At 61.7% G+C, this 21,828-nt stretch carries 14 protein-coding genes and 1 pseudogene; 12 read left to right on the forward strand and 3 right to left on the reverse strand.

Features of this window, described 5'->3' with window-relative positions:
• The first annotated feature begins 4 nt into the window (after window positions 1–4).
• The 12 genes from GV818_RS03500 (at window position 5) to GV818_RS03555 (ending at window position 18,364) form a co-directional block, all read left to right on the forward strand.
• On the forward strand, window positions 5–1,498 hold the full coding sequence (locus GV818_RS03500) for a YifB family Mg chelatase-like AAA ATPase (protein WP_161752911.1): 1,494 nt from the start codon (window positions 5–7) through the stop codon (window positions 1,496–1,498).
• 524 nt (window positions 1,499–2,022) lie between these two features.
• Window positions 2,023–3,369 carry an SrfA family protein gene (locus GV818_RS03505; RefSeq protein ID WP_161752910.1) on the forward strand — a complete coding sequence of 449 codons (1,347 nt, stop codon included), beginning with the start codon at window positions 2,023–2,025 and terminating at the stop codon, window positions 3,367–3,369.
• A gap of 17 nt (window positions 3,370–3,386) precedes the next feature.
• Window positions 3,387–6,452: a virulence factor SrfB gene (locus tag GV818_RS03510; RefSeq protein ID WP_161752908.1), complete on the forward strand. Its 3,066-nt coding sequence runs from the start codon at window positions 3,387–3,389 to the stop codon at window positions 6,450–6,452.
• The gene (locus tag GV818_RS03515) at window positions 6,449–9,169 is read left to right on the forward strand and encodes a putative virulence factor (RefSeq protein WP_161775801.1); all 2,721 of its coding nucleotides are present in this window, start codon (window positions 6,449–6,451) and stop codon (window positions 9,167–9,169) included. The genes GV818_RS03510 and GV818_RS03515 overlap by 4 nt, the downstream gene beginning before the upstream one ends.
• Before the next feature lie 3 nt (window positions 9,170–9,172).
• Window positions 9,173–10,198 carry a hypothetical protein gene (locus GV818_RS03520; RefSeq protein WP_161775802.1) on the forward strand — a complete coding sequence of 342 codons (1,026 nt, stop codon included), beginning with the start codon at window positions 9,173–9,175 and terminating at the stop codon, window positions 10,196–10,198.
• Window positions 10,195–12,183 (forward strand): vWA domain-containing protein, encoded by a 1,989-nt coding sequence (locus GV818_RS03525; protein WP_372242039.1) that lies wholly within the window; start codon window positions 10,195–10,197, stop codon window positions 12,181–12,183. The genes GV818_RS03520 and GV818_RS03525 overlap by 4 nt, the downstream gene beginning before the upstream one ends.
• A gap of 10 nt (window positions 12,184–12,193) precedes the next feature.
• Complete coding sequence (locus GV818_RS03530) at window positions 12,194–12,898, forward strand: ABC transporter ATP-binding protein (RefSeq protein ID WP_161775803.1); 705 nt, start codon at window positions 12,194–12,196, stop codon at window positions 12,896–12,898.
• Window positions 12,882–14,105 (forward strand): ABC transporter permease, encoded by a 1,224-nt coding sequence (locus GV818_RS03535; protein ID WP_161752900.1) that lies wholly within the window; start codon window positions 12,882–12,884, stop codon window positions 14,103–14,105. The genes GV818_RS03530 and GV818_RS03535 overlap by 17 nt, the downstream gene beginning before the upstream one ends.
• A complete protein-coding gene (locus GV818_RS03540; RefSeq protein WP_368668853.1) occupies window positions 14,095–15,633 on the forward strand; it encodes an SUMF1/EgtB/PvdO family nonheme iron enzyme in 1,539 nt (512 codons plus the stop codon). The genes GV818_RS03535 and GV818_RS03540 overlap by 11 nt, the downstream gene beginning before the upstream one ends.
• Window positions 15,634–15,666: 33 nt before the next feature.
• Window positions 15,667–16,392 carry a hypothetical protein gene (locus GV818_RS03545; RefSeq protein ID WP_161752896.1) on the forward strand — a complete coding sequence of 242 codons (726 nt, stop codon included), beginning with the start codon at window positions 15,667–15,669 and terminating at the stop codon, window positions 16,390–16,392.
• Between the two features lie 10 nt (window positions 16,393–16,402).
• The gene (locus tag GV818_RS03550; protein WP_161752894.1) at window positions 16,403–16,906 is read left to right on the forward strand and encodes a hypothetical protein; all 504 of its coding nucleotides are present in this window, start codon (window positions 16,403–16,405) and stop codon (window positions 16,904–16,906) included.
• Window positions 16,907–16,972: 66 nt separating this feature from the next.
• Window positions 16,973–18,364 (forward strand): VWA domain-containing protein, encoded by a 1,392-nt coding sequence (locus tag GV818_RS03555; protein WP_161775804.1) that lies wholly within the window; start codon window positions 16,973–16,975, stop codon window positions 18,362–18,364.
• 276 nt (window positions 18,365–18,640) lie between these two features.
• Here GV818_RS03555 and GV818_RS34895 read toward each other — a convergent pair whose 3' ends face one another.
• The 3 genes and pseudogenes from GV818_RS34895 to GV818_RS03565 all read right to left on the reverse strand — a co-directional run bounded on the left by GV818_RS34895 (window position 18,641) and on the right by GV818_RS03565 (window position 21,731).
• Window positions 18,641–19,501, reverse strand: coding sequence for a methyl-accepting chemotaxis protein (locus tag GV818_RS34895; RefSeq protein ID WP_372242044.1), 861 nt, complete (start codon window positions 19,499–19,501; stop codon window positions 18,641–18,643).
• Window positions 19,502–19,543: 42 nt separating this feature from the next.
• Window positions 19,544–20,617: pseudogene (locus GV818_RS34900) on the reverse strand (Cache 3/Cache 2 fusion domain-containing protein); the annotation flags it as partial.
• Between the two features lie 193 nt (window positions 20,618–20,810).
• A complete protein-coding gene (locus tag GV818_RS03565) occupies window positions 20,811–21,731 on the reverse strand; it encodes a LysR substrate-binding domain-containing protein (RefSeq protein WP_161752888.1) in 921 nt (306 codons plus the stop codon).
• Window positions 21,732–21,828 lie beyond the last annotated feature (97 nt).

Here is a 21,828-nt window from a genome sequence, read left to right on the forward strand (position 1 = left end):
CCCCATGTCCCTGGCAATCATCCACAGCCGCGCCCAGGTGGGCGTGCAGGCTCCGGCTGTCAGCGTTGAAGTGCACTTGGCCAACGGCCTGCCGAGCCTGACCCTGGTAGGGCTGCCGGAAGCTGCGGTCAAGGAAAGCAAGGACCGGGTGCGCAGTGCCATCCTCAATGCCGGATTCAATTTCCCCCCTCGGCGCATCACCCTCAACCTGGCTCCGGCAGACCTGCCCAAGGACGGCGGACGCTTCGATCTGGCGATCGCCCTGGGCATCCTCGCCGCCAGCGTGCAAGTGCCGGCGCTGGCCCTGGATAACGTCGAATGCCTGGGAGAGCTGGCCTTATCCGGCGCGGTACGCCCGGTACGCGGCGTGCTGCCGGCCGCGCTGGCAGCACGCAAGGCTGGACGCACCCTGCTGGTTCCCCGGACCAATGCCGAAGAAGCCTGCCTCGCTTCGGGCCTGGAGGTGATCGCCGTGGACCATCTGCTGGAGGCCGTCGCCCACCTCAATGGCCATGCACCGATCCCGCCTTATGCCAGCGACGGCCTGCAAGAGTGCCACTCACCCTACCCCGACCTGAGCGAAGTCCAGGGCCAGCTCGCGGCCAAACGCGCGCTGCTGATCGCCGCCGCCGGCGCTCACAATCTGTTGTTCAGTGGCCCGCCCGGCACTGGCAAGACCTTGCTGGCCAGCCGCCTGCCAGGCCTGCTGCCACCGCTGCAGGAAGATGAGGCCCTGGAAGTCGCAGCGATTCAATCGGTGAGCAGCCACACGCCCCTGCGCCATTGGCCACAACGACCGTTTCGCCAACCCCACCATTCGGCATCAAGCGCGGCGCTGGTCGGTGGCGGCTCGAAACCACAGCCCGGGGAAATAACCCTGGCCCATCACGGCGTCCTGTTTCTCGATGAGCTGCCGGAATTCGACCGCAAGGTCCTTGAAGTCCTGCGCGAACCCATGGAATCCGGGCAGATCGTCATCGCCCGGGCTCGTGACCGGGTGCAATTCCCCGCGCGCTTTCAGTTGGTGGCGGCCATGAACCCTTGCCCCTGTGGATACCTTGGCGAACCCAGCGGACGTTGCCGCTGCACGCCGGAACAGATCCAGCGTTATCGCAACAAGCTCTCCGGCCCCTTGCTCGACCGGATCGACCTGCACCTGACCGTGGCCCGCGAAGCTACCGCCCTGAATCCCGCAGCCCAGCCAGGGGATGACAGCGCCAGCGCAGCCGCCCGAGTAGCCCAGGCCCGGGAACGACAGTTGCAACGCCAGGGCTGCGCCAACGCCCTGCTCGACTTGCCCAGCCTGCGTCGCCACTGCCAGTTATCCACAGTCGACGAACGCTGGCTGGAAGCGGCCTGCGAACGCCTGAGCCTTTCGCTACGGGCCGCCCACCGACTGCTCAAGGTGGCACGGACCCTGGCTGACCTGGAACAGGTGGCCGCCATCAGCCGCGAACATCTGGCGGAAGCGCTGCAGTACCGACCCAGCGCCGGCTGAAGGCTCACCCTCTGGGCAAATCCACCAAAGGCGTTGGCCGCACTTCAGTCTCACAACCGCCCCAAATCCGACTGACACAAACTAGAGTGTTATCCACAGCGAACTTATCCAGCAGGCTATGGCGGATATTGAGCGGCTATTGGGCGCCAATGGTTTGCGCCAGGTTCAGCGAGTGCGGGAAAGTGTCATTGAGGGTAAAACTGACACCGCCCTATTTAGTCACCCACTCAGTGGGTTCATAGCGGATGTCTGTCATTGGAGTTATGCAGTTTTTATAGCGCTGATGAAACCATTCAGGACGCGTAAAACTGCTCCGTCCAATTGCCTCCGTATCACTGACTCCGAGGTTCTCCATCAAAGCAGTGCACACTACCTACCCGCCCGTGACACACTTACCGGTGGGGCGACCAATGTCACGTTGACGACAACATCATTATGCCATTAAGGTCGCGAGCTAATTCAGGGAGCAGGGCACAGGCACTACGCCTGTGTTTTTTTTGCACGAAGAAGCATATGGAGTTTGGATGCGCGGGGCACTATTACGCAGCGGTAAAAGCGGGTCTTTCACGGCTCTTGGCGAAACAGGCCAACCGGTCTACCGGGCAGCCCTGCAATTGCGCGAAGCCATTCGTCGCAAGAACCCCGACATGGTCGATCACCTGGCCATCCCGCAGAGCGATGAGCTCGGTAACCAGATCGACTGGTATAGCGGCATTGCCGGAGACGTCATCCCCTGGAGCAGCGCTACTGAAGAAGAGCGCGCTCCGGCACGTAAACAACTTGCCGACCTCAAGCTCGCCCTTGAAGAACTGAGCCAACGCTTCCTCGGTACCGATCCGGCCGAACAGCAGGGTGACAAGGCTGTATTCGGCAAGCTGCTCAAGCGGGTAATCCATTTCCCCGATGAGAACTTCGTCTATCTGGTAAACGGCAAGCCGGTGCTGACCTTCTGGGGCTTCGAGCATGCCGACAGCGACCGTAATCGCGACCCCCTGCACTGCCTGAACGCCCCTGTCCAAGCAGCCCCGCCGCCCCCGGTCATAGCCCCAGCGGTACCGCCAGTGATACCTGCAACCGTTGTACGTCCCTGGTGGCGACGCTGGTGGTGGCTGTGGCTGTTGCCACTACTCCTGTTGCTACTGCTGCTTCTAGGGCTGCGCGGCTGCATCCCACTTCCTCCGGTACTCGTCCACAGCCTTCCAGTGGACATGCGGCCTGTCGACCCCTTGGTCGAAGTACCGCTGGAGACCGGTGCACTGTCGACCGTCGACGGGGTTGTTACCCATGGCGCGGCGGTAGTCGGCAATGGCACGGCAGCTGGAGTGGAAACACCAACAGCCGTAGCAGCTGATCCTGCTTCTGCTAATGGAGTAAGCGTCGACCCGGATACCAAGCCAGATCCCAAGGACCCGAGCGCCGCTGACGAAAGTCCGAGCGCCGCAGAGCCGGCAACGCCACCGGCAACCCCGGAAGCACCCAAGGCTACTACTCCCCCAGGCCCGGCACTGAGTATCCCAGCCAACTCCGCTGACGGTGTGGCCGACTTCCTCAATGGCCAATACCGCGCAGGCGCTGGCATTCAGGATCGGCGTACCGGCAAACCGTTGCGCCTGGAGTACACCTTCAAGGATGGCAAGGGCGAGGTCACGGTGAAACGCGCCAACGGCGTCAACTGCACCGGGCCGGTTACCGCAGCCATGAACAAGGGCAGCCTGTCGATCGACAGCCAGGGCCAGGCCGTCTGTGGTGACGGCAGCACCTACGACATGCCAAAGGTTGATTGTCGGCAGGGCGCGACCAGCATCGCGGACTGCACCGGCGGCTATGGAAACGAGAAATTCCCCTTGTCCATGCGACAGACGGGCGAATAACACTGGAAACCCCTGACATGTTGCCTGAAGTCACTCAATTCGAAGATACCGTCACTCTGGTCAGTGACACCGGCATCCAGTTCATGGACTTTGCCCTGCGCCTGGACGCACGCAAAGAGCCGGCCGGCGAGTTCGCGCCGATGATCAGCGGGTTGATCTGCCGCCTGCTGTACAACGAAGAGAAGGATTTCTACTTCTACGAACCCGAACCGGAAAAAATCGAAAAGACCAAGCCGGTATTCAGCGTCGACATGAAAAGTAGCCTTGACCTGCTGGACGGTGTCTGGCTACCGATTCCATTCTTTCGCTTCATGCCGCCGCACCGCTTTGACGAAGGCCCAAGCAATTGGTCGCGCATGCGCCTGGTCAAGTTGGCAACACCAGACATCGACGGCAACACCCATCGCCTGACCATGGCTTTCGACAGCCGCGTGATGCCCAAGCGTGAAGGCACCGCCTACCTGGCGCCGAACGAAGAGGACATCAGTTCCGGGGTCTCTTTCAAGCTCGCCAGCCAGGCCCGGGAAATCCGCTGGTTCCTGGCCCAGTCGTGGGTCAACGAATGGCTGCTGGAAGTGTTCAACGAGGGCAACCCCCATCGTTCCCGCGAAGAGCTGGACATCGAGATCCGCGCCAATCACCACCTGGCCCACTACCTGAACGTGCTCAGCCTGCTGAGCAAACCTACGGCAGCGCAACAGTCTGACAAGCCGCCCAAGGTCGACATCCCTGAACTCAAGGTGGTTGCCAACGACAGCAATGGCCTGGTCAAACCGATTCCGGTGGACCTGGTACTCGACGTCGGCAACTCGCGCACCTGCGGCATTCTGATCGAGAACCACGGCCAGGCCGGCTCCGGGCTCAAGCAGAACTACGTACTGGAACTGCGCGACCTGATCACCCCCGAGCACACGTACAACCAACCGTTTGAAAGCCGCGTGGAGTTCTCCCAGGCCTACTTCGGCAAGGACCATTGCTCGGTCAAGAGCGGACGCCACGATGCCTTCCAGTGGGCGACCATCGCCCGGGTCGGCAGCGAGGCCGGGCGCTTGGCCAGTCGACGTCGTGGCACCGAAGGCTCCACCGGGCTGTCCAGCCCGAAACGTTATCTGTGGGACGAGAACGCCTACGGCCATGGCTGGCGCTTCAACTGCGCCTACGTCAAGACCGACAACGAGCCCTACGCTACTGCTGCGCCGTTCTCGCACCTGATCAACGAAACCGGCGAGGCGCTCTATACCCTCGACGAAGACGACCGTCTGCCGGTGTTCATGCCACGTTATTCGCGCAGTTCGCTGATGACCTTCATGCTCGCCGAGGTACTGGCCCAGGCGCTGTCGCAGATCAACAGCCCGGCCCAACGCTCGCGCCAAGGGCACACCCGCGTACCGCGCATGCTCAACAGCGTGACCCTGACCGTGCCACCGGGCATGCCACAGGCTGAACGCAGCATCCTCAACGAGCGCATGCTGCAAGCCATTGGCCTGGTGTGGAAGAGCCTTGGCTGGCACGTCGGCGAAGAAGACCCGCATCAGGATGAAAGCCACAAGGCCCGCACACCGATCCCGAGCATTCGGGTCGAATGGGATGAAGCCTCCTGCGGCCAGCTGGTTTACCTGTACACCGAGGTCAACGAGAACTTTGCCGGGCACCCGGAGGAGTTCTTCGACACCATCGCTCGCCCGGACAAGACCGACCGTGAGCGCATCACCCTGGCCACCATCGACATCGGCGGTGGTACCACCGACCTGGTCATCACCGACTATCGCCTCGACCGCGCCGGCAACATGGGCAGCGGCAGCAACGTGCACATCGTGCCCGAGCAGCGTTTTCGCGATGGTTTCAAGGTCGCAGGTGACGACATCCTGCTCGACGTGATCCAGGACTTTGTCCTGCCGAGCTTTGAAAAGGCCTTGCAGAACGCCGGTGTCAAAACCCCGGATTCGCTGATGTCGCGCCTGTGTGGCGGAGAAACAGTCAGTGTTCAAGACGAAATCCTGCGCCAGCAATTGAATCTGCAGGTGTTTGTTCCCCTGGGCCTGGCCCTGCTCAAAGCCTACGAACATTATGATCCACAGGACCAGCTGGAAGTGGCCAACCACCACTACCGCGACCTTCTGGGTGACAACGCCATCAGTCAGACCGTGCTCGACTACGTCAACAGCGCGGTGCGTCGTGAAGTCGGCGGGCAGAGTGGCTTCGACTTGTATGAGTCGTCGATCGGCTTTGACCTGCAGCGCTTGCACGCAGCCTTCCTCAACGGCCAGATCAACATCACCAAGATCCTCGGTGCGCTCTGCGAAGTTGTAGCCCACTACCCGTGCGACGTGCTGTTGCTGACCGGCCGGCCATCACGCTTGCCCGGCGTCCAGGCATTTATCCGCAAGGTCCTGCCGTTGCCGCCAGGACGCATCCTGGCGCTGCAGAACTATCGCACCGGTGGCTGGTACCCATTCCACAAGAACGGTCGGATCGACGACCCGAAAAGCACCGCCTCGGTCGGCGCCATGCTGTGCCTGCTGTGTGCCAACCACAGCATGCCGAACTTCTACTTCCGCTCTTCGGCGCTCAAACCGTACTCGACGGTCAAACACATTGGCATCATCGATCAGAACAACGTGATCAAGGATGCTGATGTCCTGTACCGCGACATCGAGTCCGAAGACAACAAGATCAAGTTGCCGGTAATTGGCACAGGTGACGAGGCCGACACACCCCAGCTGGAAATGCGCGGCGATCTGCGCCTGGGCTTCCGTCAACTGGCCGCCGAGCGCTGGGCTGCTTCGCCGCTCTACACCTTGAGCTTCACCCCGGCCGGACGCGACAAGTTTTCCCGGGCAATCGGCGAAAATGGCGACGCACCACTGCTCAAGGTGCGCTTTGAAGTCAAGGCACCGGACAAGCACACGCGCAAACACGGGCTGGTCAGCGACCGGCTCTCGGTGAGCCGCATCGAATCCAACAGCAACAATGTCAGCTTCAACCCGCGCAGCGACCTCAAGCTCGAACTCAATACCTTGCTTGATGCCAGCCTGAGCGAGACCAAGTACTGGCTCGACAGTGGAAGTGTGAAACGCAAATGAACGACCTGCCCCCCGAACAAACTCAGCTCTCGAACAGTTGGGCTGCGGTGTATGAAGGTGCCGGCCAGGCGCTGGAGTGGATCGCCCAGACCCGTGGCAACGCCCCGCGCCTGGACGGTGAGGCCGACAACCTGAACCTGCGTTTGCACCGCGCCCGCAACCTGGCTAACAGCCTGGGGCGCGTCGCCTGTACGCCGATGACCATCGGCTTTTTCGGCCTGTCCCAGGCCGGCAAGTCGTACCTGATCTCGGCGCTGGCAGCAGGACAGAACGGCAAGCTGGAAACCGACTTCGGCGGTCAGCGCCTGGACTTCATCGAGCACATCAACCCGGTGGGTGGCGGCAAAGAAGCCACCGGCCTGGTCACACGTTTCAGCCGTCGGGCCAAACCCGGTGACGATCCGAGCTTTCCGGTCGAGCTCAAGCTGTTCAACGAAATCGAACTGGCGAAAATCCTCGCCAACTCCTGGTTCAAGGATTTCGACCTGGAACGGATCTCCTACGAGATCGACGAAGAACGCATCCAGCGCGTGCTCAAGCCCTTCGAAGGTCGTGAAACCGGGCCGCTGCAACCCGGCGTCAGTGCCGACGACCTGGTGTCGCTGTGGGATTACCTGCGGGACAACTTCCGCAACTCGGTAAAAAAACTCGAACACCTGTACTGGCCCAAAGCATTGCAACTGGCGCCACGGCTGAACTTCCAGGAACGCGCCGAGCTGTTTTCCATCCTCTGGGGTGAGCAACGCGAACTGGTGCGCGCCTACCAACAACTGGCCGGCGCCCTGCACAAGCTCGGCCTGCCCGAGACCGTGTTTGCCCCCCTGCACGCCTTGGTGCGCTTCGAGAACGATGCCTACAGCCAGCGCGACAGCATCATGAACGTCGACATCCTCGAACGTTTCGGCAGCCCGCGGGACTTGCCGATCGAGGTTCGTCCGTACATTGACGCACGCCTGCACAACAGCCAGGGCATCCCCGTGGCACAGTTGGCTGCACTGACCGCAGAGATGACCTTTCGCCTGAGCGAGCCACCGAGTGACGAAATCGTCAACCAGGTAGACCTGCTGGACTTCCCCGGCTATCGCGGGCGCAAGAAACTCCACGACATCGCCAACTCCAGCGATCCCGATTCCAGCACCAAGGACAACTCCATCTCGCAGCTGATCCTGCGGGGTAAAGTGGCGTACCTGTTCGAGCGGTATACCGACAACCAGGAAATGAACGCCCTGGTGGTGTGCACCGGCTCGACCAAGCAGAGTGACGTCAACGATGTAGGGCCGGTATTGAGCCGCTGGATCGAAAAGACTCAGGGCGGCGATGCCGCGACCCGCGCCAAGCGTGAAACCGGCTTGATCTGGGCGCTGACCATGCTCGACCTGCGGGTCAGCACTTCGTTGAAGCTCACCCCGGCGCAATACGGCGAAAGCTGGGACGGCATGATCAAGCTGACCATGCTCGAACGCTTCGGCAGCCTGCCCTGGATGAACGACTGGGCCGGTGCGCCGTTCCAGAATACCTTCCTGGTGCGCAAGCCGCGCATGGATGCCGCGTTCATCAAGCAAGACAGCTCCGGCGCGGAAACCGGGATCAACCCGGATTATCAGGACCGCCTCAACGACCTGGGCCAAAGCTTTGCCAGCAACGAGCTGGTGTGCAAACACATCAAGGACCCGGCCAAGGCCTGGCAGGCCATGCTGAGCAAGGACGATGGCGGTATCAGCCATTTCAGCAGCAGCTTCACCGGCGTGGCCAACACCGAGTTCAAGCTGCAACGAATCCGCGAACAACTCGGTGAGTGCATCGATGGCCTGACCGTTCATGGCCTGAGCACCTGGTACCACGCTGACGGCGATGGTGCTGCAGCGGCCAAGAAAGCCCAAGCACAGTTGATCCTGACCCAACTAGGGCGACGCCCGGCGGTACTGGGCGAGTTGATCAACCACCTCGACGTACCCAGCGAAGAGATTCGCGACCTGTACCTCAGCGGTGTCTACGAGAATGACCAAGCCGAGCCTCTCAGTGACGAGCCCCAGCCAAAAGCTCCGAACCAAAGCCTGTATGGCGACGGCGACGGCTTTGATTTCGCCGACTTCGGCGATGACCTGAGCCTGGACAACAGCCCGCCAACTAGCAGCTCCGCCGCCATCAAGGCACCGGAACTGCAAAGCAACGAGCACCGTTTTGCCAAAGCCGCGTTCACGGCCTGGATCGCCCACCTGCGTGAACTGCCGACCCGCCAGAACCTGCTCAACCTGCTTGGCCTGGAGAAGCCGCTGATCGAAGCGGTGGTCGATGAACTGATCACCGCCGGTTATCGCCAGGATCTGCCAGGGCAGTTGAGCCGGGCAGTGCTCAAGCGCGCCCAGAGCGGTGCGCGACGTGACCAATTGGTGGAGCGCCAGGTGCTGGAAGTGCAACGCGTACTGCGCGACTTCATCTCCTGGTTCGGCTACATCCAGAAGCCACTGACCGAGCGGCCTAACAGCCGGGCAGGCAGCCGTGCGCCGCTGTTTTCCTTCTACACCGACGTAGGGCCGGGGCAAGTACCAGTACTGCCACCGCAGCCGGCAAACCAGGCGCAGTTGTTCCTCGGTGACTGGCTCTCGGGCTTGGCCTACATCACTTTGGACAATGCCGGACATGGCGCCGGCCGTGAAATAACCCCTGAACAGAACGAAAGGCTGGGCCGCGTGCTAACAGCCTTCACAGCGAGATAAGCAATGCCCATTCGAGTCGACTTGCTCGCGTTAGAGCCCAATGCACCTGGCCAGTCCCGCCTGACAGTGAAGAAATGGCAAGGCGCCCAAGAGCACCTTGAGTTCTCCATCCAGCGCAATCAGGACGCGTTCTACCTGCAGGACGGAAAAACCTGGAGCAACAGCCCTTACTGGTTCAAGGTCGCCCGCTTCGATGTGGACGCCAGCGGTGAAGTACTGGAAACCCTGATCGGCCCGGACGTGGTTGATCCGCTGCTCGAAGGCAGCGCCAACTCCAATTTCCAGATCGAACTGCGCGAGCAGGGTCCGGGGTTCAGCGACAAAGGTGTAGTCCGCCCGGGTTCCGGCCTGCTGCCATCGACCGCCGGTGGCCAGACCCGCTCGACCTACGATGGCGGCAACCTGGCAGCGCCGAGCAACGCCCCGGAAATTCCACAGTTGCCTGAACTGGCTCTTGCGCAACCCTCGCGTCCGGCAGAGCCGGAACTGCCGCAGGCCGAATTGACCTTTGCCATCAGCGAAACCCAGGCCCAGGCGCCCGTGGTGAAACAGTACAAATGGATCTGGGCACTGCTGCTGGTCCTGGTGCTGATAGTCGCCGCCGCACTCTGGTTCTGGCTGAAAAAGCCCGAGGTACAGGCCCCACAAGCCAAGCCTGAAATCCCTGCCGTCGCCAGCCAGGCCGGCGCCTGTACCCTGGAAAGCATGAGCAGCCAGCCTGAACTGGCCTTCGTCCAGGCCTGCATCAAGGCCGCGCCAGCCAGCGCCGAGTTGCTGGAAATCATCAAAGTGGCCAAGGCCAATAACCACTGCGGCGTTGCCCAACGCCTGTACGCCAACCGGGCTCAGGGCGGCGACCTGCAGATTGCCAGCGCCTACGCCCACGAATATGACCCCAAGTACCACCAGGCCAGTAGTTGCTTCGCCGAACCGGATAAAGCCACTGCCGCCTACTGGTACGAAACCATCCTCAGCCATGAGCCGGACAACGCCGAAGCCAAGCAGCGCTTCGAGGAGTTGCAACAGTGAGTCGTGCATCCCTGAGCCGTTTCCTGCTGAGCAGCGCTACGCTGCTGGCGCTGTGCATCAGCCCGCTTTCCCAGGCGGATGACAAGCCGTTGATCCAGGCCGGCAAGAAAACCCTGTTCCAGCGCGTATTGACCACCCCTGGCTGCCATCTCAGCCCGTCGGCTGGCGGTGCCGCCGGTGAGGCACAACCGACCTTTTCGCGCTTTTATGTGTATGAACGGGCTCAGGCCGGCAATGCCGAATGGCTGAAAGTCGGCCCTGACAGCTACGGCAAGACCGTCGGCTGGCTGCCGGCCAACTGCACCACCGACTGGAAAATGCAGTTGACCCTGGCCTTCACCAATCCGGCCAACCGCGATCGCCTTCTGTTCTTCAAGGACCGCGCCACCGTCGAGGGCATCCTGGATGCACCGGACCCGGTGAGCAAGGTCGCGCCCCTGCGCGCCAAACTTAAACAAGGTGCCCAGGCACCCGGCGTGCTGGCTCAAGAGCCCGAGTACTTTATCGATCTGCAGAAGCAGTTCTACCTGCTACCCATCCTCAGTGGCGAAGAGGTGATGACCGAAAGCGGTTTTCGCACTCGCCTGCTGAACGTTGCATCGGTCAGCAAGGACGATGACAAGAATGCCCAGGGCGCGGCCGGAGCCAATGGCGGCGCCGCAGGCAATGCCAACGCCAGCAGCCAGCTGAAAGAGTTCAGTGCGGCCGTGGTGTTCGTCATCGACTCGACCATTTCCATGGACCCTTACATCGACCGCACCCGTGAGGCGATCCGCAAGGTCTACCAGCAGATCGAGGCGCAGAACCTGGGCAAACAGGTCAAGTTCGGCCTGGTCGCCTTCCGCTCCAGCACCAAGGCGGTGCCAGGGCTTGAGTACGTCAGCAAGATGTACGCCGACCCTAACAAGGTCAAAGACAGCACCGACTTCCTGAGCAAGGTCGCCGACCTGAAACAAGCCAAGGTCTCCAGCAGCAGTTTCGACGAAGACGCCTATGCCGGTGTCATGCACAGCATCGACAAGGTCGACTGGAGCCAGTTCGGTGCGCGGTACGTGGTACTGATCACCGACGCCGGCGCCATCGAGGGCGACGATAAGCTTTCCAACACCGGGCTCAGCGCCACCCAGGTGCGCCTCGAAGCCGCCAAGCCAGGCGTGGCCATCTACACCCTGCACTTGAAGACCCCCGCCGGGATCAAGGACCACAGCAAGGCCGAGGCGCAATACCAGAACCTCTCGACCTACCCGGGCACCAACACTTCGCTGTACTACCCGGTGAATGCTGGCGATGTGCAAGAGTTCGGCCGCAAGGTCGACGCCCTGGCCAGCGCCATTACTTCCCAGGTCAAAGCCGCGTACATGGGTGAAGACGCCATTGGCAGTGCGCTCAATGCCAAACAGGATCCAGCCGAGAAGAAAATGCTCGAAGACGCTGCCCTGATCGGTCACGCCATGCAGTTGGCCTACCTCGGCGAGAAAACCAACAGCAAGGCCCCTCCGGTGTTCAAGGCGTGGATTACCGACCGAGACCTGATCAAGCAGAACATCCCCACTACCGATGTCCGGGTGCTGCTGACCAAGGCCCAGCTCAGCGATCTCAGCGATGTCATGAAGAAGATCCTCGATGCTGCCAACGAAGGCCTGATCTCTCCGACGGAAATGTTCGAACGCCTGCGCTCGGTAGCCGCCACCATGGGCGCCGACCCCAACCAGCTGAAGCAGAACGGCAACGCCAAGCTCGCCGAACTGGGCGTACTCGGTGAGTACCTGGAAGACCTGCCGTATCAAAGCGAAGTGCTGAACCTGGATGAAGAGACCTGGAAGAGTTGGGATGGCCTGGCACAGGAAAAATTCATCCGCACGCTGAACACCAAGCTGCGTCACTACCAGCGTTACAACGCTGACGTCGACCGTTGGGTGGCTCTGGCCAAGGATAGCGATGCCCGGGACAACGTGTACCCGGTGCCACTGGAAATGATGCCTTAACGAGACGCCCATGCTCGCGATCAACAACCTGCTGGTGCGCCGAGGCGAAGGCGCCCAGGCTCATCAGGTACGCCTGCCGAAACTGCAGATTGGGGCCGGGCAGATCCTGGCGATCACCGGCGAAAGCGGCTGCGGTAAAAGCACCCTGCTGGAGGCCATCGGTCTACTGCTACGGCCGGTGGAGCTGCAGCGTTTCAGCCTGAGCCCGCCAGGGTCTGTGCTGGACATCGGCCAACTGCTCGCAGCAGACGACCAGCCTGCCCTGGCGGCCGTACGTTCGCGGCACCTGGGGTTCATTCTGCAAAGCGGCGGCCTGCTGCCGTTTCTCAATGTGCGCGACAACATCAACCTGCCGCGTCAACTGCTCGGCATGCCGACGCACAGTGAACACGTTGCTCAGGCAATTAGCGCGCTGCGCCTCGAAGGCTTGCTCGACAAACGCCCCCAGGCCCTGTCCATCGGTGAGCGCCAGCGCGTCGCCTGTGTGCGGGCCATTGCCCATGAGCCGCTGCTGTTACTGGCCGACGAGCCCACTGCGGCACTGGACCCTCATAGCGCCACGCGCCTGTTCGAATTGCTGCTGAGCCTGGTATCGAACCTGGGCCTGAGCGCCCTGGTGGTATCGCACGACTGGGCACTGCTCAAGGATTTTGGCTTGCCGCGCCTGGGCGCGATCAGTCGACAGGGAGAAACGCTGTTTGAACCTATGGATTAATCGCCTATGGCTGCTTGGCAAGCTAGCCCTGGAAGACCTCTGGCACGACCGCAAGGTGTCACTGTGCATCGCGGCATCACTGGTAGCGGTAATCGCGCCGCTGTTGCTGCTATTCGGCCTCAAGCACGGCGTGGTCAGCCAGTTGCAAAACGAACTGCTGCGTGACCCGCGCAACCTTGAAATCAAGATGCTCAGCAGTGGCAACTACGACAATGCCTGGATCGAACGCCTGCGCCAGCAACCGGAAACCGGGTTCGCCTTGGGCCAGACCCGCTCACTCAACAGCCAGGCCGATCTGTTCATCGGCATGCAGCGCTTCGTTGAAAGCGCGGAAATCATTCCCACCGAGGCCGGTGACCCGCAGCTGAACCTGCCCGGTATCAGCCCCGGCGGCCAGCAAGTGATCCTCAGTGCCCGGGCCGCGCAACGTCTTCAGGCCAAGGTTGGCGACAGCGTGCGCCTGCGTGCCGAACGCCGCCTGGACGGCAGCAAGGAGCGCGGTGAAGTCGGCCTGACGGTCATTGCCATTCTCGATGGCGCGCGCTTTGGCCGCGCTGCCGGCTTCGTCGCACCGTCGCTGCTGCTGAGCCTGGAGCGCTTTCGCGATGGTTATCAGGTCCGCGAATTCGGCGTCGAGACCGGCAAGGCCTTGGGTAACCTGCAACCTATGTATGCCCGGGCCCGGCTCTACGCCCGTGACATTGATCAGGTCGCGCCGCTGGAGCGTTGGCTCAACCAGCAACACATCGAGACCTCCAGTCGCCTGGCCGACATCGATAACGTCAAGGCGATCAATCATGTGCTGGGGCTGATCTTCGGTGTGATCGCCCTGGCAGCACTGATCGGCTGCGTCGCCTCGATGGTCGGCGCCTTCCTGGCCAATATCGACCGCAAGCGTAAAAGCCTCGCGGTCCTGCGCTTGCTGGGATTCAATCGGGCCGCCGTGGCTGGCTTCGTGGTGTTGCAAGCCCTGCTGTTGAGCCTGGCTGGTTATCTGGGTGGGCTGGGTTTCTACTTCGTCGGCAGCCATTTGTTCGACGCCCTGCTCGGCAGTAGCCAGGCCACCGGCACGTTCATTTGCCACATCACTGCCTGGCATGGCCTTGCAGCCTTGCTCATTACCTTCATGGTCGCAGCCCTGGTTGCCCTCATCGGCGCTGCGCGAGCCATCAGCATCCAACCTGCGGAGAGTCTACGTGAGCTATAAACGTTTCGGCTGGCTATTCAGCCTGGGCTATCTGCTGGACGCCTCGGCCGCGGGCTGGGAAGAGAAGTTCTACAACCCGATGCCGCAGGACAATGACGTAGTCCTGCCGATGCCTTGCGAAGGCGCAATGGTGTTTCGCAAGGTATTCATTCCAGTGGCCGGACCGCTGGACGACTATCCGACCAGCATCGGCCAGGACGGCTCGGAGTTTGGCTACGTCGAACAGACTCGTCCCACCTTCATCGCTGGCAGCTTCACTGGCGCCAAGAGCGACAAGTCGCGTTACTACCTGTTGGCCAAGTACGAAATGAGCCAGTTGCAGTACGCCGCCCTGACTGAAGAAACCTGCCCGAGCGCTTCGACCAAGATGCGTCTGCCGCAGGTATCGATCAGTTGGGTCCAGGCGGTTGAAGCCGCAGACAAGTACAACCTGTGGCTGCGCAAGAATGCTGCCGACAAACTGCCCAAGGAAGACGGCGCACTGGGCTTCCTGCGGCTGCCAACCGAGGTGGAATGGGAGTTTGCCGCACGGGGCGGGATTGAAGTCGGGGCCGCCGAGTTCCGCGATACCCGCTACCCGATGCCGGAAGGCTTGAACGCCTACGAATGGTTTGCCGGAGCGCAGTCGTCCAACGGCAAGCTGCAACTGTCCGGTCTGCAAAAGCCAAACCCGCTGGGGCTGCACGACATGCTCGGCAACGCTGACGAAATGATGTTCGAGCCTTTTCGCCTGAACAAACTCGACCGTCAACACGGCCAGGCCGGTGGTTATGTGGTGCGCGGGGGTAATTACCTGACGGCCCAGGGCGACATGCATACCTCTCAACGCAAGGAAGAGCCTTACTACAACAGCGAAGGCCAGGTGAAGAACAAAACCACCGGCCTGCGCCTGGCGCTGGTATCACCGACCCTGACTTCCCGCGAGCGTGTGGCCAGCATCGAAGGTAGCTGGAAGAAACTCGGCAGCGGTGCCACGCCCAACGCCGGCAATGCACCTGCCACTGCCCAGGCACTGGGCACACTGGCATCGGGGATCGAGGACAAGGCGCTCAAGGAGAAGCTCCAGGCTCTGGAAAACCAGCTGCGCGCCAGCAACCAGCAGCAAGAAGAAACCCGCGACCAAGCGATTCGCGCCAGCCTCAACCTCGGGGCATTCCTCTGCACCAAGATGCTCGATGACGGCCAATACGTGGACTTCCTGCAAAAGAACTACGCCCTCAACTGCGAGTCGGCAGAAAAGGACGCCACCTGCGACATGCGCAAAAGCAAGCTCGACGAGCAAAAGGACCGGTTGCACAAACTCAGCCGTTACTACGCCAGCAGCCTGGTCGAGTCGGCCACGCTGTACGGCAAGCCGCTGATCGAGCCGCAAGTGCCGGTCATGGAGGAAATCATCTCCCGCAACAAGCAACTGCAAGACCTCAAGCCCTATTTGCGCACCCACTGGGCCAACCAGAAGACCTTCCTGCAGAAGCAGAAGATCGATACCGAGGCCTGGCTGAAAAGCTGCAAAACCGTTACTCAGTAAAAAACACCAACACCGTTAACCAGGAGCAACACCATGTCGCGCAACCTATGGACTCGCTTCAAGCTACAGATCGCGTTCATCCTCACCGGCAGCCTTCTACTGACCGGCTGTGCCAGCACTGGTAGTTCCATGCTCGGCGACGGTGCCGACCCGCGTCTGACTCAGGGCAATGACGCCCAGTTCTTCAGCAAGTCCGGCTACCAGGCCTGCGCCGTCGGGGCCGGTATCGGCATCCTCGCTTGCGCGTTGTCGAAAAGCGACAACAAGGCAGTCTGCGCGATTGCGGCCGGTATCACCGCCTGTGGCGTGGCCATGGGTGCCAACTATTACCTGGACCAACGCCGCAGCGAATACGCCGACACCACGACGCGCTTGCAGAAGATGAACGCCGACGTCGAGCAGGACACGCAAAATGTCATGACCCGTAGCGCGACCGCTCAACAAGTGATCAAGGACGACCAGGCACGTATCGCCCAGATCAAGCGGGACATGGCCAATAAAAAGCTCGACAAGGCCAAGGCACAGGCCCAGATCGCCGAGATCGACCATAACATTGCACGCCTGCGCAAGGACCTGGGCAACATGCGCACCAAGGTCACCGAATACACCAAGGTGGCTGATCAGGAACGCGCGCAAGGTGCCGGTGCCCAGATCAAGCAAGTGGACGTAAGTATTCTGAAAATGAACGAGAAAGTTGCATCCCTGCAAAAAGAAGTGGACGCCTTGTACAGCCAGCGTTCGGCAATCACCCTGGGTTGAGGCCATGACCATGACGACTGCAAAACACTGGGCGGCATTCGCTGCCGTACTCGCCTTGGCCGGTTGTGCCAGCAAACCGGGGGACTGCGACGCGACCAACCGTGACGCCAGCATGCTGACCAAGATGAACTGTGACTACTCCGGTGGCTACAACGACCAAGTCAAGCAGAAGGAACTGGCCCTGACTGCGTCCCGCCAGGAAAACGCCCTGTTCCATCAGGTGTACGAGAACATCGCTGCCCAGCAGGCCGATACCCGCAAGGATCTGCTCAGCCAGCAGCAATCCCAGGCGGCCTTGAACCAGTCCCTGGGCCAATTGCTGACATCGCTCAAGGCCCGGCAGGGCAATGAGACCCAGGTACAGAAACAGATCGCCAGTCTCGAACAACAGCTCAAGGCCAGCCAGGCTGCGACCGCCAGCAATACGCCCGCGGCGCTGGCAGCCAAGCAGGAACAGCTCAAGGCGTTGCAGAAGAAGGTCAACCAGCTGCAATTCAGCCTGGGTTACGAGTAAGGGTTACGCCCTCCACCTACGCAGGCATCGTTCGGGATGCCTGGGTCATTTTCAGGAAACGTCTGCATGCAACGGGTCATCAGGGATGGTCAGTTCACAGTCGACAAGGCCGATGCGTTATCGGCCAAGGTCGCACTGATTCAAAAACACTTCCCGCCCACGGTCGCCAGCCTCTATGCCATTCCCCGCAAGGGCAGCGGCGACGTACTGGAATGGTGGACCGAGCTGGGAGGCCAGCCCACGCCTTACGCTGAACTGAACGAGGATCAACAGCGTCGCCTGCTGGACCTCTATCAGCAGCGCCAGGAGTCCCTGGGGCAGCTTGCGGACGAGCTGCAAAAACGCAACCAGGCGGACCTTGCCAACGATTTGCGAACCTTGATCGGCCCACCCGAACTGGGCGACCTCTATAGCCTCAACGGTGAGCCGTTGGTGGTGCGATGGGGGCTGCGGCCACCCAAGCCACTGGCCCCTCCCGTGATTGTGCCGCCAGTGGTCACGCCACCAAGCCGCAACGGGTGGAAGATCGCCGCCGCGCTCCTGGCGTTGCTGCTGTTGCTGCTCCTACTGTGGGCGGCCTACTGGTTCTGGTACCTGAAGCGTGAGCCGGTGGCTGTGGAGCCGGTGATCCCCCCTGTCGTCGAGACACCCGTGAATACGCCGGAGCCGGTGGCATCAGAGCCGGAACCGGTGCCGGAACCTGCTCCAGAGCCGGTCCCGGAACCTGCACCACCTCCACCACCGCCGCCACCTGTGGCCAAGCCGGCCCCTGCGCCAACCCTGGATAACTACGCCTGTCGCAAGTCGATCCCGGGCGCAATACCACCGCAGTTTGTCGTGGTGCTGGACACCTCGGGCTCGATGAACTTGAACATCAAGGCCGAACGGGCCGATGAAGAATGGTTCTACGGCAACAGATTCAACCAGTACCTTGACCCAGTCCGGGTGGAACGCATCTTCACCCCGCCTAGCCGCATGATGGTGGCCACAGAATCGCTGACAGGAATGATCAAGGGGCTTGATCCGAAGATCGATACTCGCCTGATCACCTTCAACGGCTGTGCCAGTCAGATTGATCACGGAGTCTTCCGCAATGCGGACCGGCCCCGTCTGATCAACGGCATTCGTGGTCTCAGCGCCGACGACGGCACACCATTGGCGGCCAGCCTAGCCAAAGCGGCCAGCACCGTTGACGGACGCAACAACGATGCAGTGATCGTGATGTTCATCGACGGCGAGGACGGCTGCCAGCAGGATGTTTGCGCCGTGTCGCGGAAAATCGCCGCCCAGCAGCCACGCCTGCGGGTCAACGTGGTGAGCATCGGGGTCGGTGGCGCCTCGCGTTGCATTGCTGAAAACACCGGTGGCCGGGTCTACAGCAGCAACAACGCCGCCGAACTGGGCAAGGCGTTGAAACTAGCGAGCAAGGAGGTGTCGAGCAGCACCCAGTGCAACTAGAACGGCCGGATGCGGTAGCCATCAACGTTTGGCTCGGCGAACTTGTAGTCGCATGAACCGCTGCCGGGGCGATACACGCCGGGCTTTCCTGGCTGAGCAACAGCGCCGAGACGGAGAACAGGCAATGGGCGAAACGGCTGAGATGAGTCATGCCAGCCCCTGCTGGAAGAGACGTCCTTGAAGGGCAAATCACTGCCGGGCTGTTTTAGCTGAAACAAACGTCCTTGCACCATTCGCCCCCGGCCTCACCTGGTGCCGGGGGCGAAGCTGACAGCCTCAGCGGAAGCGGTCGACTTCCTGGCGCAGGTCCGCGGCCAGGCTCTCCAGTTCACGGGCGGTAACGGCCAGGTTCGACACCACTTCGCGTTGCTCGCTGTTGGCCTGGGCAATGCTCTGCAGGTTGCTGCTCAACACCGTGGCGGTGCTGCTCTGCTCCTGGCTCGCGGTGGTGATGGCGGCAAATTGCTCGCCAGCGCTACGGCTCTGCTCATCGATCAGGGCCAGGGCCGAGGCCACATCGGCGTTGCGCGACAGGCCCTCCTGCATCAGGCGATTACCCTGCTCCATGGTCTCGATGGCGTGGCCAGTTTCCTGCTGGATGCTGGTGATCATCTGCGAGATCTCGGTGGTGGCCTCACGGGTCCGCGACGCCAGGTTGCGCACCTCGTCGGCCACCACGGCAAAACCACGCCCCTGCTCGCCGGCACGGGCCGCCTCGATGGCGGCGTTGAGAGCCAACAGGTTGGTTTGATCGGCAATTGCGGTGATCACTCCGACAATCCCGCCGATTTCCTGGGAGCGCTGGCCCAGGGTATTGATCACCGCAGCCGTGCTGTCGAGTGCTCCGGCAATCTGCTCCAGGGACGACGACGCCTGCTCCATGGACTCGCGGCCGATGTGGGTCTGCTGAGCATTTTCCTGGGCCAGGCGCTGGGTGCTGCCCATGTTGTCGGCAATATTCAGCGAGGTGGCGCTGAACTCCTCCACCGCCCCCGCCATGCTGGTGATCTCACCGGATTGTTGCTCCATGCCCTCATAGGCACCGCTGGACAGGCCGGACAGCGCCTGGGCCCGGCCATTGACCTCGGCGGCCGAGCGGCGAATGTGCTCGACCATGTTCGACAGGGCTTCGCCCATCTGATTGAAACTGCGCGCCAACTGACCGATTTCATCGTGACTGGACACATTCAGCCGCGCACTCAGATCGCCGCCGCCCAGGGCCTGGGCCTGACGCACCAGATCACTCAGGGGGGCCAGCTTGCTGCGCAACAGCCAGACCGTCGCACCCACTGCCAGCAACATCGCCAACAGGCTGCCAATCACCAGGCGAATGCCGACGCTCCAGGTCACCGCACGGATCTCGGCCTTGGGCATGCTCGCCACCACCGACCAGGGGCCGCCGGCAAAAGGCACTGCCAGGCTGTAGAAGTCTTCGTCCTGATCACTCCAGAAACGCCCTTTGCCCGGCTCCCTGGCTGCGGCCACCATGAACTGCGCCGCCTGATCCAGCGCCTGTACGCCCGCCGGTGGTACCAGCCACTTGCTTTGCTCATCCAGCAAGGCCAGGGACCCGCTCTGCCCGATGCGGAAGCGCTTGAGGTTATCGAACTGGGCATTTTGCGCATCGGTGTAGTCGAAACCGACAAACAACACCGCAATCACCTTGCCTTCACGATCCAGCACCGGGGTGTACTGGGTCATGTAGAACCGCTCGAACAACAGGGCACGACCGACATATCCCTGCCCCGCCATGAGCTTCTGATAGGCCGGGTGGGTATGGTCGAGCAAGGTGCCGATGGCGCGGCTGCCGTCCTGTTTTCTCAAGGAGGTGCTGACGCGAACGAAGTCGTCGCCACTGCGCACGAACAGAGTCGCGACACCAGCGGTCATCTGCTTGAATCCGTCCACCTCATCGAAGTTGTTGTTCAGCACCACAGCCCCCAGGTGCAGCCCGGGAGTCTGGACTCCAGCCACTGTCACCGGTTGTTCGGGATGCAGGCTCAGGCCGCTGCTGAAGCGATTTTCGAACAGGCCGCTGAGGCGCTGGGTGCTCTCGCGCAGGCTGCCGTGAAAGGTATCGAGTTGGTCCGCCAACAGGCGCGCTTCGCTGGCCAGATGCTCTTCTCGAGTGTCGAGATTCGCCGAATCCAGTGAACGCAGGGCAAACAGAGTACTGCCGCTGATCACCAGGGCGAGTATCAGGGCAAGGGCAAGCCCTAGCTGGGAGGCTATCCGGGCACGGGGTTGGGACATGATGGCTCCTGGCCGAGAAGGCGGATCATCCTGATCAAGTGGCACGCTCGGCAACAATATTTCTAGGTGTTTTTAGTAATCCAGGACCTTCCTGCACGCTGGTTCCATGACCTAGGATTCGGCGGCGCTCGATAATACTTGAGCGCTTTGCAGGGATATCTGCCGAGCGCCGCCGGCCGGGTGCTTCAACGTTTCAGCCGAGGCGCTCGACCTCGGGCAACTGCATGACCTGGACCTCGCCTTGCAGGAAGTCGCTGAGACGACGCAAACGTTCACCTCCGGGCCGGGTCTTGGGCCAGACCAGATAGTAGTTCAAGCCACTGGCCACCGCGGTCGGCCAGGGCAGGCTCAGCCGGCCCTGGGCCACATCCTCGGCGACCATGAGCAGATCCCCCATGGACACGCCGTAACCCCGCGCCGCCGCGATCATCCCCAGCTCCAGGGTGTCGAACACCTGGCCGCCCTTGAGCGAGACCTGCCCCGTCAGCCCCATATGCCCGAGCCAACTGCGCCAGTCCCGCCGGTCCGGGGTCGGATGCAGCAGCTCGGTAGCCGCCAGCCGCGCCACATCCCAAGGCTGGTCATTGAGCAGGTTCGGCGCACCCACCGGGATCAGTAGCTCGGGGAACAGGTAGCTGGCCTCCCAATCCGCAGGAAAGTGCCCATTGCTCAACAACACCGCGCAATCGAAGGGTTCCTGGTTGAAGTCCACGGAATCGACGTCCATCCAGGCACTGGTCAGCTGCACCTCGTTGCCCGGCTGCAGGTGGCGGAAACGGCTGAGACGTGCCAGTAGCCAGCGCATGGTCAGGGTCGAGGGTGCCTTCATACGCAAAATGTCATCCTCGGCACGCAGAGTGTTGCAGGCCCGCTCCAGGGCACCGAAGCCCTCGCGAACACCCGGCAGCAACAGCCGGGCTGCTTCGGTCAGTTGCAGATTGCGTCCGCTGCGCTGGAACAGCCGACAGGCGAAGTGATCTTCCAGGGTACGGATATGCCGGCTGACGGCGCTCTGGGTAATGGATAGTTCCTCGGCCGCCCGGGTAAACGAGCTGTGCCGGGCCGCAGCTTCAAAGGCACGCAGGGCATAGAGAGGAGGAAGACGGCGGGACATGGATAGGCTCCGGCAGCACAATGACGCCACGCTACCAGAAAGTCCTTCGCATGAGTTTTAATCATGCCAGCAAGTATTTTTATCCCTTTGTGCTATG

Origin of the sequence: Pseudomonas sp. Fl4BN1 (genome assembly GCF_009908285.1) — a bacterium.
In the GTDB taxonomy this organism is placed as follows: domain Bacteria; phylum Pseudomonadota; class Gammaproteobacteria; order Pseudomonadales; family Pseudomonadaceae; genus Aquipseudomonas.

Bases quoted from the DNA above. Each gene is read 5' to 3' on its own strand.
- GV818_RS03500 (WP_161752911.1), top strand. From the start codon at position 5: ATGTCCCTGGCAATCATCCACAGCCGCGCCCAGGTGGGCGTGCAGGCT.
- GV818_RS03505 (WP_161752910.1), top strand. From the start codon at position 2,023: ATGCGCGGGGCACTATTACGCAGCGGTAAAAGCGGGTCTTTCACGGCT.
- GV818_RS03510 (WP_161752908.1), top strand. From the start codon at position 3,387: ATGTTGCCTGAAGTCACTCAATTCGAAGATACCGTCACTCTGGTCAGT.
- GV818_RS03515 (WP_161775801.1), top strand. From the start codon at position 6,449: ATGAACGACCTGCCCCCCGAACAAACTCAGCTCTCGAACAGTTGGGCT.
- GV818_RS03520 (WP_161775802.1), top strand. From the start codon at position 9,173: ATGCCCATTCGAGTCGACTTGCTCGCGTTAGAGCCCAATGCACCTGGC.
- GV818_RS03530 (WP_161775803.1), top strand. From the start codon at position 12,194: ATGCTCGCGATCAACAACCTGCTGGTGCGCCGAGGCGAAGGCGCCCAG.
- GV818_RS03545 (WP_161752896.1), top strand. From the start codon at position 15,667: ATGTCGCGCAACCTATGGACTCGCTTCAAGCTACAGATCGCGTTCATC.
- GV818_RS03550 (WP_161752894.1), top strand. From the start codon at position 16,403: ATGACGACTGCAAAACACTGGGCGGCATTCGCTGCCGTACTCGCCTTG.
- GV818_RS03555 (WP_161775804.1), top strand. From the start codon at position 16,973: ATGCAACGGGTCATCAGGGATGGTCAGTTCACAGTCGACAAGGCCGAT.
- GV818_RS34895 (WP_372242044.1), bottom strand. From the start codon at position 19,501: ATGGGCGAAGCCCTGTCGAACATGGTCGAGCACATTCGCCGCTCGGCC.
- GV818_RS03565 (WP_161752888.1), bottom strand. From the start codon at position 21,731: ATGTCCCGCCGTCTTCCTCCTCTCTATGCCCTGCGTGCCTTTGAAGCT.